Source organism: uncultured Clostridium sp. (genome assembly GCF_934754915.1).
Lineage (GTDB): Bacteria > Bacillota > Clostridia > Clostridiales > Clostridiaceae > Clostridium.
In genome coordinates, this window is sequence record NZ_CAKVKB010000008.1 from 47,992 (window position 1) to 62,559 (window position 14,568).

The following is a 14,568-nucleotide window of genomic DNA, read 5'->3' on the forward strand; positions in this document are numbered from 1 at the left end:
TGGACAATTGACAATGAAGGATGAAATCCTTGCAAGATTTCTTTAATTTTATTAGAACATATAGATGATTGTTTGATTAAATATAACAAGGTTATTTTTAGAGAGTGATGTGGGAATTTGAAAGAAAGAGAGTCTATAGATAGTGTAAAAAATTAATTCAATAAAATGTATAAAATATATATTTATTGATAAGGATTAGATTATGTTATTTAATAATGAATATTTTTGATGTAGATATTTTTATGTGAAATTTAATTTAAGATTGTTATAATGGAATGGCAGATGAATGATATTTAAAAATAAATTTTCAATAAAAAAATGTATTAGTTAAAACTAAACTGATTAGTTTTTTGAAAGGAGGGGTACAATGGAGGAAAAAAAGGATTTTGTACATCTTCATTTGCATACTGAATATAGCCTTCTGGATGGATCAGGAAAAATAGATAAACTCATGAAGCAGGCAAAAGAACTTGGAATGAAAAGTATTGCCATAACAGATCATGGCGTTATGTATGGACTGGTAGACTTTTTTAAGGCAGCAGAGGAAAATGGAATAAAAGCAATACTTGGGTGTGAAGTTTATGTAGCAGCAAAATCAATGCACATAAAACAGCCTGACAAGGAAAATTCAACTCACCATCTTGTTCTGCTTGTAAAGAATGAAACTGGATATCAGAATCTGATGAAGATCGTATCAATGGCCTCTATTGAAGGATTTTATTATAAACCGAGGGTTGATCATGATTACCTGGCAAAGCATAGTGAAGGAATAATTGCCCTGAGCGCATGTCTAGGTGGAGAAGTGCAATCTGATCTGCTTAATGATAATTATGAAAAGGCAAAAAAAGATGCTCTTTTATACAAAGATATTTTTAAAGATGGATTCTATTTAGAAATTCAGAATCATGGTATGGAAGAACAGAAAAAAGTAAATGAATTAAACATAAAGCTTTCAAAAGAAACAGGAATACCTCTTGTTGCTACTAATGATGTTCACTACATAAAAAAAGAAGATTCAAAATCACATGATATTTTAATGTGTATTCAGACAGCTAAAACTGTTGATGATCCTAACAGAAGGAGATACCCGTCAGATCAGTTTTATTTAAAATCTCCAGAAGAAATGTGGGATATGTTTTCATATATACCAGAGGCTCTAGAGAATACAGTTAAAATAGCAGAGGAATGTAACTATAGATATAAGTTTCATGAATCAAAACTTCCTAAATTTCCATTGCCAGATGGCAGGGATGATCCTTATGAATATCTGAAAGAAACTTGCTATTCAGGTCTTATTGACAGATATGATGTGTTTAAGGATTTAAGAGGAAAAGAAGTAAATTATGATGAAGTGAATAAAATTGTGGAAAACTCATCGGAAGCGGAAGAATTTGTGGATAGACTTGAATATGAGCTTGGTGTAATAAAGCAGATGGGGTATGTTGATTATTTCCTCATTGTGTGGGATTTCATAAAATTTGCTTATGATAATGGTATTCCAACTGGACCTGGCAGAGGATGTTTTTTAGGTGATACACAAATCTTATTAAGCAATGGAAGTACTAAGCATATTAAGGATATAAAACAAGGTGATGAGGTTATAACAGCCTTTGGAAATAAATCTTTAGTTGAAACATTGATGAAATATGATGTAGAAGAAGAAATCACAGTTATAGAGGCAGCAAATGAAGAAGTTAAATTAACATGTGATCATAAGATGTTAGCAATAAAGACTTCAACATGCAGCAAGGACTGGAAGGATAGAAGCAAGCTGCCAGTAGTGTGTAGAAAAGAATGTTCAATGAAAAGTCAATGTGAAGAACCACCATTTAATTCATATAAAGCTGAGTGGATAGAAGCTGATAAATTGAAAGAAAATGACCTTATATTATATCCAAGAGTTAAAGAACATTCAGAAGAAATTACATATGATATGCTTGAATATGCTAATGATGATAGTAATTTAAAATATGATGATGAAAATATATGGTATGAAATCGGAACTAATAAACTTTCAACAAATAAAATTAAGAGGTTTATAAAGTTAGATCAAGATTTATGTAGATTATACGGATACTTTATTGCTGAAGGATGGACTCATATTAATTCTGAATGCAGGACTTATAAATTTGGTTTTGGATTCAATAAAAAAGAGACAGATCATATTGAAGAAGTAAAATATCTGACTGAAAAGATATTTGGATTAAAGGGAAATGTATTTATTCACAAAGTTAAGGAATCTGCATCAGTAGAATTTAATTCAAAAGTAATCTGTGAGTTTTTAAGAAGCCAGTGTAATAAAGGTGCTAATAAAAAAATAATACCATATGATGTAATCCTCAAAGCATCAAATGAAAATTTAAAATTATTAATCTCTAATATGTTTAGAGGTGATGGAAGTTTTTCAGATATAGAATGTAAATCATCTTCATTTAGAATAAAATATACAACAACATCAATTGAACTTACAAGACAGCTGAGAATGGCATTAGCTAAGCTGGGATATTGGTCTACATTTAATATTAGGAAAAAAGAAGAAGAAAAGATGAATGATGAATATTCTGTTTCAGTATCTGGAGAACAACTATTGAGATGGAATGATGATTTTAAAGATTACAAAATACCAATAAGAAAACAAAAGTTTTATAGGAATGACAGTTTCTATATGGATGATGATTATTTCTATGTAAAGATAAAAAGCACAAGAAAAGAAAAATATGAAGGAAGAGTATATGATATATCAGTACCAGGAGATACATCATATGTAGCTAATTCAATGGCAGTACATAACAGTGCTGCAGGGTCAATTGTAGCTTACACTTTAGGGATTACAAAGATAGATCCTATTAAATATAGTCTTATCTTTGAGCGTAAACTAAGATGCGCTGTTTAAATTGGGTGAATTGCTGGAAAGCTAAACTTTAAATAGCATGCTAATCAGCAGCCAAACCTAGGAATAGTATTAATATAGTACTAGGGAGGTTCAGAGACTAGAGAAATGAGTAACTAAACAATAATTTTCTCCACGAGTGCCCAACATGTTGAATAAATATAATATAAATTGGTTAATAAAGAAAAAATTTATTCGATATGATGATATAGTCCAAACTGAGATAGAAATGACTATCTGATGAAAATGAGGGAAACCTCCAGAGCATGGAATAAAAAGTCCATGGATAATAATGAATGTTCTTAAACCCGGAAAGAGTAAGTATGCCCGACATAGATTCGGACTTTTGCTACGAAAGACGTCAAGAAGTAATTGATTATGTTGTCCGTAAATATGGAAAGGATTGTGTATCTCAGATAATTACTTTTGGTACTATGGCAGCAAGATTATGTATAAGAGACGTTGGAAGAGCTATGAATTATAGTTATTCTGAAGTAGATAAAATAGCAAAAATGATTCCAACAATGCTTGGAATCACAATTGAAAAAGCCTTAGACCTTAATCCAGAGCTGAAGATGGCTTATGACAGTGATGAAAGAGTTAAAAATCTCATTGATGTTTCAATGGATTTGGAAGGACTTCCAAGGCATTCATCCACTCATGCTGCAGGTGTTGTTATTGCATCAAAGCCTTTAGTTGAGTATGTACCACTTCAAAAGAATGATGAAAGTATAGTAACTCAATTTGGCATGACTACACTTGAAGAACTTGGACTTCTTAAGATGGATTTCTTAGGTCTCAGAACTCTTACAGTAATGAATGATGCAATAAAGATGGTAAAGGCTAACAGAGGAATAGACATAGATTTAGATAAAATTGATTTTGATGATCATGAAGTATATAAAATGATTGGTGATGGAAAGACAACAGGTGTATTCCAGCTTGAATCACCAGGAATGACATCTTTCATGAAAGAATTAAAGCCAGATAATCTGGAAGATATAATTGCGGGGATTTCGCTATATAGACCAGGCCCAATGGCGGAAATACCTAGATATATAGAGTGTAAAAGAAATCCTGATAAGGTTGAGTATGAAACACCTGAATTGGAAAGTATACTAAATGTTACCTATGGGGTCATGGTTTACCAAGAACAGGTAATGGAAATTGTTAGAAAATTAGCAGGATACTCTATGGGACGTAGTGATATGGTTAGAAGAGCTATGTCAAAGAAAAAACATAAAGTAATGGAAGAGGAACGAAAAAACTTTATACATGGTATTGTAGAAAATGGAAAAGTAGTAGTTCCAGGATGTATAAGAAATGGAATAAGTGAAGAAATAGCAAACAAAATATTTGATAACATGATGGACTTTGCAAGTTACGCATTTGGAATTTGTTAGTTTATTATAAATAATTATAGCTAGAAATGAGAATTATATATTTGAGGTATTTTAATATGACTAAGAATTATAATCAATTAACTAGTGAAGATAAAGAAAATATAGTTGAATATTATTATTTAAATACAGAATATAAGCATGGATAATATAGCTAAGAATTTAAATATATCTAGACGTAGTATAAGTAGAGTATTGCAAGAAAGAGATATAAATACTAGGTTGAAAAATAGATATCTATTAAATGAAAATTATTTTGATAAAATTGATACAGAAGCAAAAGCATATATTTTAGGTTTTATATATGCAGATGGATTTGTAGGAAGTGAGAAGTTTAATAACATTGTAATTTCTATAAATGATTTAGAAATATTAGAGTTTATTGCAGAAGAATTAAAATTTACAGGTAAAATTAGAAAAACTAAAAAAGGTGGATTCTGTAATTCTAAATGTGGATATTCATTAAATTTTTCTTCTAAAATAATGGCTGATAGATTAAGAAAGATAGGATTATATCCCAATAAATCATTAACAATAGATAAAATTCCTAAAATAAAAGAAGAATTAATTAGACACTTTATACGAGGATATTTTAATGGTGATGGCAGTATATTGCTATCACATAATTCAAGTTATTATAAAAGTTATGATGGTATTATAAAATATGTAAATCCTACATATAAATTCACTATACTAGGAACTAAAAACTTTTTGAATGAAATAATAGAAAAAGCAGATTTTAAGTATGCAAAGATTAAAGATACAAAAACAGAACAAATAAAATGTTTAGATATATGTGCAAAAAAGGAATTCAAATACATATATAATTATCTATACTCAAATTCAACTATAAAATTAAAAAGAAAGTATAATAAATGGAATGAAATAAAGAGTGCCTTTGCAGCAGGAGCTGTAAAGCAAATGAGGTGAATTGCGGGAAAGACCTTAGAGCCTTAAATACTAACTTAGTATAGAAATATTATTAAGGGCCTGAAGTAATTAATCAGGATATAGTAAAAAGTTTAAGGATTGGTTAATCCGCAGCCAAGTGACCTGGAAACAGGTTAAAGGTTCAGAGACTAGATAGATTAATTTAAGTGATATTTAAATTATCATATGATGAAATATCCACGAGTGCCTCATATCCTAGCAATAGGATAATGATATAGTCCGATCTTTATAGAAATATAAAGTTTAAAGATTAAATATCTTTAAGATAACATGAATGTCAACAAGTCCCATGCAGCTGCATATGCAGTTGTTGGTTATCAAACAGCTTATTTAATGAGATATTATCCAGTAGAAATGATTGCCGCAATGCTTAACTCTATCATGGGTATAAGTGAAAAAGTTGCACATTATATTAATTTTGCTGAAAGTCTTGGAATTCAGGTTCTTCCACCAGACATAAATGAAAGTTATTCAAGATTTACAGTTAAAGGTGATACTATACGATTTGGTATGGCTGCAATAAAAAATGTAGGAGGCAATGTTGTAGACAGTATTGTAAAGGCAAGAGCAAACAAGGGAAGATTTGAATCATTAGTTGATTTTGTTAATAAGATGGATGTTTCTACAATAAATAAACGTGCAGTGGAATGCCTTATAAAAGCAGGAGCATTAGATAGTTTTAAAGTATATAGATCAAAAATGCTTGCTGTTCATGAAAAATTAATTGACAGCATTTCAAGTGATAAAAAGAGAAATATTGATGGACAGATGAGTTTATTTGGAGCAACAGAAGAATTAAAAAATCCTGAGGTGAATTATCCTAATATCAAGGAATTTGATAAGAAAAATCTCCTTGCAATGGAAAAAGAAATGACAGGATTATATATTACAGGACATCCACTTGATGATTATGCTAAAAGTTTAAAAATGCAGACTACAACAGAAATTGCTAAGATATTTTCAGTACATGAAACATTAGAAGAAAACTTAAATCAGGATGTTTCAGACACTAATATGTTTGAAAAGAATGATATTATAATGGATAATGATAGAGTAATTCTTGGAGGAATACTTTCAAGTGTGAAACAGAAAGTTACAAGAAATAACACGATCATGGCATTTCTTAATCTGGAAGATTTAACAGGAACAATTGAAGTGATTGTCTTTCCAAAAACATTAGAGAAAGTGAAAAATTTATGTGTTACAGATAGTATGGTCATAATCAAAGGCAGAATAAGTTTAAAAGAAGACGAACCACCAAAACTTTTATGTGAATCTGTTGAACCTTTAGAGAAAATAAACAGTTCAAAAATATATTTGAGGACTGAAAATGAAATTGAAGCAAAACAGATTAATCTGAAATTGAAGGAAATAATAAGAGAAGAGCAAAAAGGAGATACACCTATTTATCTTGTAGCGATGAAGGAAAGGCAAAAATTCAGAGTTCAAAGAGATAGATGGGTATCATTAGAAAGTGATATAGTAGAGGTGTTAAAGGAAATTTTAGGAGAAGAAAATATTAAAGTGGAAGATAATTAAGAATATTAATAATAAAGAATTTATATGCTGATAATTATTAACAGTGTATGCTGTTAAAATTTTTCAACAGATAGATTCTTTATTATTTTTTATATAAAATTTAATTTTACAAAATTATTAAAATTATCGATAAATTATATTTATTATAATGCATATTTATAAAAAATAATTTATCTATATTTATAAATAAATGGGAAATGTGTATGTTGCAATATTAAAATTATATTTAGAATTTGCCTGATGCATGTAAAAACATTAAAAAAATCTTGCAAAGATTTCATACTTAAATTGACAATTTTTCATTGTTGATTGTCAGTCGAAACTTCAATATTAATCTATTTAAAGAATTTAAATTATCAAATATATAAATGAAAATTATTACATAAATAAATGTAATAAAGTTTTATGTAAATTATATAAATTTCATGCCAAATGGTTATAATAAAATAGTACACATTAGTGTTTAAAATGACTGTTAAAAGTATACAACATTGAACACAGCCGCATAGGATATTTGAAAAATCATGTATTCTAGTGAAAGAAAATTTATAAAATTCCGAAAATTATTTTAGAATAATCTTAAAAGTTAGCCAAATATCATTGATAATTAATAGATTTTTATGTACAATAATTCTTGATTAATAAATTATGGTTATAATATGTACATAAGGGACAAATTTAGTCCCTGAAGGTATTTAAGGAGGAAATATACAATGAAAAAGATAGCTGTGTTAACAAGCGGTGGAGATGCACCAGGAATGAATGCCGCAATAAGAGCGGTTGTAAGAACTGCGCTTAAAAATGGAATTGAAGTTATGGGCGTTCAAAGAGGATATAGCGGACTTATAAATGGTGAATTATTCCCTATGGATAAGACTTCTGTATCTGATATAATTCAAAGAGGTGGAACAATCTTAAGAACAGCTAGATGTCCTGAATTCAAAAACGAAGAAGTAAGAAAAAAGGCTGTTAAAATTCTACAAGCCTATGGGGTTGAAGCTTTAGTAGTTATAGGTGGAGATGGATCATTCACAGGAGCAAAATTATTGTCAAAATTAGGAATAAAGACAATAGGACTTCCAGGAACAATTGATAATGATTTAGCTTATACTGATTTTACTTTAGGTTTTGATACAGCTTTAAATACTATTGTTGATGCAATAAATAAAATAAGAGATACTTCAACATCTCATGAAAGAGTTTCTATTGTTGAGGTAATGGGAAGAAATTGTGGTGATTTAGCTTTATATGCTGGCATAGCTGGTGGAGCTGAATCAGTTATAGTTCCAGAATTAGGTTTTGATAAAGCAGAGCTTTGCAAAACTATAATGGAAGGAAAAAATAAAGGAAAGATGCACAATCTAATTATCCTTGCAGAAGGAATTGGAGGAGCTTTTGAATTAGCTAAGGAAGTTGAAGAAGTTACAGGAATTGAAACAAGAGCAACTATTTTAGGACATATTCAAAGAGGTGGAAGTCCATCAGCAACAGACAGAGTACTAGCTTCAAGAATGGGAGCAAAGGCAATAGAAGTTTTATTAGAAGGAAAAACTTCTAGAGTTATTGGAATCAGAAATAATGTAATCATAGATCAAGATATAGATGAAGCTTTAGATATGGAAAGCAAATTTGATAAGGAATTATATGATATTGCTACTACATTAGCATAATTTCAGAGTAGAAATGATTTATGATAAATTTTAATTAATCAGCTTATAGTTTATTTATATAAATTTATAATTAATCCAAGAAAGAGGAGTGTTAGTTTAAATGAGAAAGACTAAAATGATTTGTACTATAGGTCCAGCAAGTGAAGACAGAGAAACATTAAAAAAAGTAATGTTAGCAGGAATGAATGCTTCAAGACATAACTTTTCACATGGTGATCATGAAGAACATAAAGGAAGAATTTTAAAAGTAAGAGAAATAGCTAAAGAACTTGGAAGAGAAGTTGCTGTTATTCTTGATACTAAAGGACCAGAAATAAGAACTGGTAAATTCGATCCAAAGAAAATAGAATTACAAAAAGGTTCTGAATTCACAGTATATGCTGGAGACATGGATTTAGTTGGAGATGCAACTAAATGTGGTGTTACATATGCTGGATTAGCAAATGATGTTGTGCCAGGAAACACAATATTAATCGATGATGGTTTAGTAGGATTAACTGTTAAATCTGTTGAAGGAAATGCTATCAAGTGTGAAGTTCAAAACACTGGTTTTGTTGGAACTTATAAAGGAGTTAATGTACCAGGTGTATCAATTAAATTACCAGCATTAACTGAAAAAGACGAATCAGATTTAATATTTGGATGTGAAATGGGCGTTAACATGATTGCAGCTTCATTCATAAGAAAAGCTGATGACGTTAGAGCTATAAGAAAATTATTAAATGCACACGGTGGAGAAAGAATCTTAATCTGTTCTAAAATAGAAAACCAAGAAGGTGTTGATAACATCGATGAAATCTTAGCAGAATCAGATTTAATCATGGTTGCTAGAGGAGACCTTGGTGTTGAAATCCCAGTACAAAACGTACCTGCAGTACAAAAGATGATCATTAAGAAGTGTAATCAAGCTGGTAAGCCAGTAGTAACTGCTACACAAATGTTAGACTCAATGATCAGAAACCCAAGACCTACAAGAGCAGAAGTTTCAGACGTAGCTAACGCTATCTTAGACGGAACTGATTGTATCATGTTATCTGGTGAAAGTGCAAACGGAGATTATCCAGTAGAAGCTGTAAGCACAATGGCTAAAATTGCTGAAGAAACTGAAAAGACTTTAGAATACAGAGTTGCTGTTTCTCAAGCTAAATCTCATATACCAGCTGTAGCAGGAGTTATTTCAAGAGCAGCAGCTAATGCAGCTAATGAATTAGAAGCAACTGCTATAATATCTTCAACTCAAACAGGTGCTACTGCTAAGAGAATTTCTCAATGCAGACCAGAATGTCCAATCATAGCTGTTACTCCAGATGTAATAGTTGCTAGACAATTAGCATTCTCATGGGGTGTATATCCTGTAGTTGCTGATAAGATGACTTCAACTGATGAAATGTTAGAAAAATCAGTAGAAATAGCTAAGAACAATGAATTTGTTACAGCTGGAGATACTGTAATATTAGCAGCTGGTGTACCAGTAGATCAAGTTGGAGCTACTAACTTATTAAAGATTACAGAAGTTAAATAGTTTTAATATAATAGATATTTGTAATGGTTAGATTATTTATTATTAAATAACCAGCCAGATTAATGTTTATATAATTAGGCGGATAATTTTAGAGACAGAATTATTAAATAAATAATGCTGTCTCTATTTTTATATATTTTTATTTTAAGTAAGTATTTTAAAATAATATTGATGTTAAAGAAATTTTGCAAAAATTTTAACTAAATATCAATTTTGAATTTATAATTGCAATATATAGTGAAACTGAAAATTTATAAAAATAAAAAAGTTAACAGAAAATTAACAATTATTTGTGTTATATTTATTATATAATGTATATTATCGCGTTGAATGCGGAATACTTATTGTATATGGAATTAAATGGCAACTGATTCTGTATTGGCACCTTCGGGTGCTTTTTTTTATTCTATAGGAAATTATATTTTCGAACAATCTGTGGATAACTTTTGAAGGGGCAGAAACACACAGTCTGCAAAGCAGATTTTTTTATGTTGTATTTTTATAATATGTTATAGCAAATATTTACATTGTACGACTAAATAATTCATTATATGTTGAAAGTATACATTATAGTGATATAAAATATAATAAAGGGTATTTTAAGGGAGATGAGTATAAATATGAGAGTTATGAAAAAGCATAATAATTTGACAAGAACATTAAAGGGACGGCTTATATGGAGTTATGCTCTTATTGCTGCTATTCCCATAGTATTGATATTTTTAGTGACATATTGTGTTGATAAGTCTGTTCTTGTAGATAAAATGAGTGAAATGGCAACAGATTATGGATTACAGAGTAAATCCAGAGTAGAAGACTATTTAAAAAATGTAGAAAATACAACTTCATTAGTATTTGCAAAAGAAAACGTTTTATCATTTCATCCGTCAGGAAAGGGACTCAGTATATATGATACAGAAACTACTAAGAATGAAATAAATCAATATTTAGTATCAATAAGTTTGTTGGAGAATTTTATAGACTTTGCATTGGTTTATGATGATGGAACAACTATTGGGAAAATATCTGATGGGACAAAGGAATTATTTGATATTAATTCATTGTATTCACAATTAGAAAATAGTATTGATGGTTCTGATACAGATGATACATGGATTACTGGATATAATGGAAGTTATAAAAAAATATATTATTCAAAAAGGGTAAATGAGTATTGTGTAATGCTTACTTCTTTTTATGCAGATGATATGAATAACGTATTAAAAAATGAAAATAAACAAAGTTATTCTAATTATATCATTTTGGATAGTGATGAAAATATAGTATATTCATATGATAAAGAATTAATAGGAACTAAATTGAATGAAAAAATGCAAACAGCATTAACTAATGTTAAAACAGATACTTTTATAAGTAATGAAAATTTGATTACATATAATACTTCATCTAATGGATGGGAATTATTATATTTGATACCTGAAAGTTATATTATGGAGGAAGTTGAATCTGTAGGTAAAATAATTTTTGTGATTTCAGTTGCTGCAATAATTTTAGCTGGAATTTATGGGGCATTTAATGCAAATAAGATATCAAATCCTATAAAAGATATTGTTCTTAAAATGAAACAGGCTGAAGATGGAGATCTTACAGTTAAAAGTGAATACTCAGGTAATGATGAAATTGGTGATTTGGCAAATAGTTTTAATAATATGATGGTTCATATAATGAAGTTAATACATGAAGCTGCAAAGGTTACACAAGTTGTAAAAGATGAATCAGAAAAAATTGATAGTATGGCTGAAAATAATTTTAAATTATCTGAAAATGTATCCAAAGCAATGAATTTTATAGTTGAATCAACAGAAAAACAATCTCAGGAATTATCAAAAACCTCAGATACTGTAAGCAGTCTGTCAGGAAAAATTGATGACATATCTGTAAATGTTTCTGATGTAAACAAGATTTCAGAGGAAAACAGGATTATTGGTGATAAATCACTAATTATGGTCAAAGATTTACAGAATAAATCTGATAAAACAGAGGAAATGGTTAATGAACTATTTAATGATATAAACATGTTGACAGATAGTATATCAGAAATAGGAAAAGTTATGGAATTAATTAATGAAATAAGTGAACAGACTAATTTATTATCTCTTAATGCAAGCATAGAAGCAATGAGAGCTGGTGAAAATGGAAAGGGATTTGCAGTGGTAGCTGAAGAAGTAAGGATTCTTGCAGATCAGTCAAGAAATTCTGCAAATAATGTACAAAAAATTATAGACAGTGTATATGAAAAATCTCAAAATGCTATTAACATTATTAAAGAAACAAAACTTACATTTGAGAATCAAAAAGATTCTATGGATTTTGCTAATAAGTCTTTTGCAGAAATTATAAATTCTGCTAAGAGTGTTACATATAAGATCAATGATATATCTAAACTTATGGATGGTATAAAAGAGGACAAAGAACTTACAATAAACTTGATAGAACAGATGAAAGAACTAACAGAAAGTACATCATTTAATGCAGAAGAAGTTTTAACAGCAACAGAAGAAGAAACTTTAAGCACACATGAGTTGGAATCAAATTCAAATAATTTGATTAAATCTATGAAAAATCTATCAGATAGTATTGATAAATTTAATATTGTGAAGGATTTGAAATAAATTTTGAGAAATATGTGGAGGTTAGATATGTTAAAAAAAATAGCAGTAGTATTATTAATAACACTATTTTCTGTTAATATCTATGGCTGCACTTTTAGAGAATCAAAAAATCAGGAGTCAGTTGTTATAAGTTTTTCGTTTTGGGGAAATGAAAGCAGATACGACAAGACTATGGCGGCTGTAGAAGCTTTTGAAGATAAATATCCTAATATAAAGGTAAACATAGTATATGGAGAGTGGACTGGTTTTGTAGATAAAATGAAAGTGCTTATAATGGCTAATAATGAGCCAGATTTAATGCAGATAAATTATGATTGGATAAATAAATTTTCAAAAGATGGTACTGGCTTTTATGATTTGAGCAAATTGAATGAGGTATTGGAATTGAATCAGTATTCAGATGAACTTCTTGACTATGGTTCAAGTAATGATATCTTAAATGGAATACCAATAGCAATGAATAGTAAAGTATTCTTCTATAATAAAACTCTTGGGGATAAGTATGGAATAGATAAATATGATACTTGGGATTCATTGTTTGAAGCCAGAAATAAAATTCCAGAGGGTGAGTATCCATTAGAACTGGATTCTGAACATTCATGGATTCTATCTACAGCATATATACGAGAAAAAACAGGAAAAGATTTTATAAATAGAAACGGAACTTTGGAATTTAGTAAAGATGATATAAAGGATCTGCTTAATTTTTATAAAAATCTTATAGATAAAAAAATTATACCATTACCTAATACAATCAAAGATAAATATTTAGGAGATAATAGAGCTATAGCAGGATATGCATGGCAAAATCAGGCTTCAAAATATAGCAAGTCAGCCCAAAAGAATAATTCAGATATAGAAATAGGAGAAATACCATCAGCAAGCGGAAACAATAATATTAAATTCGTAAAACCTGCAATGTTGTATGGAATAAGTAAAAATACTCAATACCCAGAAGAAGCAGCTTTATTGATGAAATTTCTTCTTACAGATGATGAAGCAGTAAAAGATATTGGAGTTGACAGGGGAATACCTTCAAATCCTAAAGCAGTTGAAATATTAGAAAATAATAATCAGCTTGAAGGAATTGAATATGAATTTAATAAAAACAATTCAAATGCCAAGGAAGTTGTCATGAATCCTTATTTTGAAAATGCATCAATAAAGAATATATGTATTGATTCTATTAATTCAATAGCATATAATGAAATGTCGGTTGATGAGTGTGCAGAAAGTACATATACACAATTAGTAAACACATTACAGATAATATTATACGAATAATTTTATAGATAACAGCTGCATGATAATATTAAATTTTTAAAACTGATGCAGCTGTTTTTATTCATAAAAATAAAAAATATATATGTTTTAATAATGAGGTCATATGAAATTAAAGAAATTTTGAAAAGATTTTATTGTTCATTATGTACTACTCATTGTTAATTATAATGAATATATTTTATAAAACAGGATTGTGGGATATAATAAAAAACAGGAATAATAATTAAGGATTGTGATTAAAGTGATTGATAAAGAAAAAATTGAAAAAATTATATTAGAAACTTTACCACAAGATAAGACTGAAGGAATATATATATTTGGAAGTTATAATTCAAGATTTTTTGATGATGATTCAGACATTGATATTGGATGGTTTTGTCATGATATAAGTGATGAAGAGAGGACTCTTTTGGAGTATGATTTGGAACAGAAAATTGGTCGTGAAGTAGATTTAGTTATACCAGATAAAAACAGGATTCTGTTCTTAAATGAAGTTTTATCTGGAAAACCAATAGGAATATTATCTGATGAATTTTGTGAATGGTTTGATCAAAATATTGATGAAATAATATATATAGCTCAGGATTTAATGGCTATGATGTAGGAGGAACAAAATAGTTATTAAAAATGTATTTAAATATAATCAAACATGATACAATATAACTTGAGGTGATTATAT

The 14,568-nt window shown here is 29.0% G+C and carries 7 protein-coding genes and 3 pseudogenes; all 10 read left to right on the forward strand.

Translation table 11 applies throughout. The annotated features are described in order from the left end of the window. Positions 1-367 precede the first annotated feature (367 nt). A pseudogene (gene dnaE / locus Q0F58_RS02935) lies at positions 368-1,519 on the forward strand (DNA polymerase III subunit alpha); the annotation flags it as partial. A 282-nt stretch (positions 1,520-1,801) separates the two neighbouring features. After that, a complete protein-coding gene (locus tag Q0F58_RS02940; RefSeq protein ID WP_294372380.1) occupies positions 1,802-2,893 on the forward strand; it encodes an LAGLIDADG family homing endonuclease in 1,092 nt (363 codons plus the stop codon). 296 nt (positions 2,894-3,189) lie between these two features. Next, positions 3,190-4,281, forward strand: a pseudogene (gene dnaE, locus Q0F58_RS02945) (DNA polymerase III subunit alpha); the annotation flags it as partial. Positions 4,282-4,431: 150 nt separating this feature from the next. Beyond that, positions 4,432-5,220 carry a hypothetical protein gene (locus Q0F58_RS02950; RefSeq protein ID WP_294372364.1) on the forward strand — a complete coding sequence of 263 codons (789 nt, stop codon included), beginning with the start codon at positions 4,432-4,434 and terminating at the stop codon, positions 5,218-5,220. A gap of 300 nt (positions 5,221-5,520) precedes the next feature. After that, positions 5,521-6,780, forward strand: a pseudogene (locus Q0F58_RS02955) (OB-fold nucleic acid binding domain-containing protein); the annotation flags it as partial. 713 nt (positions 6,781-7,493) lie between these two features. Beyond that, a complete protein-coding gene (gene pfkA, locus Q0F58_RS02960; RefSeq protein ID WP_294372367.1) occupies positions 7,494-8,450 on the forward strand; it encodes a 6-phosphofructokinase in 957 nt (318 codons plus the stop codon). Positions 8,451-8,550: 100 nt separating this feature from the next. Continuing rightward, entirely contained in the window at positions 8,551-9,972 is a 1,422-nt protein-coding gene (gene pyk, locus Q0F58_RS02965; RefSeq protein WP_294372370.1) for a pyruvate kinase, read from the forward strand. A 620-nt stretch (positions 9,973-10,592) separates the two neighbouring features. Next, positions 10,593-12,605: a methyl-accepting chemotaxis protein gene (locus Q0F58_RS02970; protein WP_294372372.1), complete on the forward strand. Its 2,013-nt coding sequence runs from the start codon at positions 10,593-10,595 to the stop codon at positions 12,603-12,605. 27 nt (positions 12,606-12,632) lie between these two features. Further along, positions 12,633-13,889 carry an ABC transporter substrate-binding protein gene (locus tag Q0F58_RS02975; RefSeq protein WP_294372375.1) on the forward strand — a complete coding sequence of 419 codons (1,257 nt, stop codon included), beginning with the start codon at positions 12,633-12,635 and terminating at the stop codon, positions 13,887-13,889. Positions 13,890-14,130: 241 nt separating this feature from the next. Beyond that, entirely contained in the window at positions 14,131-14,493 is a 363-nt protein-coding gene (locus Q0F58_RS02980; RefSeq protein ID WP_294372378.1) for a nucleotidyltransferase domain-containing protein, read from the forward strand. The last annotated feature ends 75 nt before the right edge of the window (positions 14,494-14,568 follow it).

Bases quoted from the DNA above. Each gene is read 5' to 3' on its own strand.
- Q0F58_RS02940 (WP_294372380.1), top strand. From the start codon at position 1,802: ATGAAAAGTCAATGTGAAGAACCACCATTTAATTCATATAAAGCTGAG.
- Q0F58_RS02950 (WP_294372364.1), top strand. From the start codon at position 4,432: ATGGATAATATAGCTAAGAATTTAAATATATCTAGACGTAGTATAAGT.
- pfkA (WP_294372367.1), top strand. From the start codon at position 7,494: ATGAAAAAGATAGCTGTGTTAACAAGCGGTGGAGATGCACCAGGAATG.
- pyk (WP_294372370.1), top strand. From the start codon at position 8,551: ATGAGAAAGACTAAAATGATTTGTACTATAGGTCCAGCAAGTGAAGAC.
- Q0F58_RS02970 (WP_294372372.1), top strand. From the start codon at position 10,593: ATGAGAGTTATGAAAAAGCATAATAATTTGACAAGAACATTAAAGGGA.
- Q0F58_RS02975 (WP_294372375.1), top strand. From the start codon at position 12,633: ATGTTAAAAAAAATAGCAGTAGTATTATTAATAACACTATTTTCTGTT.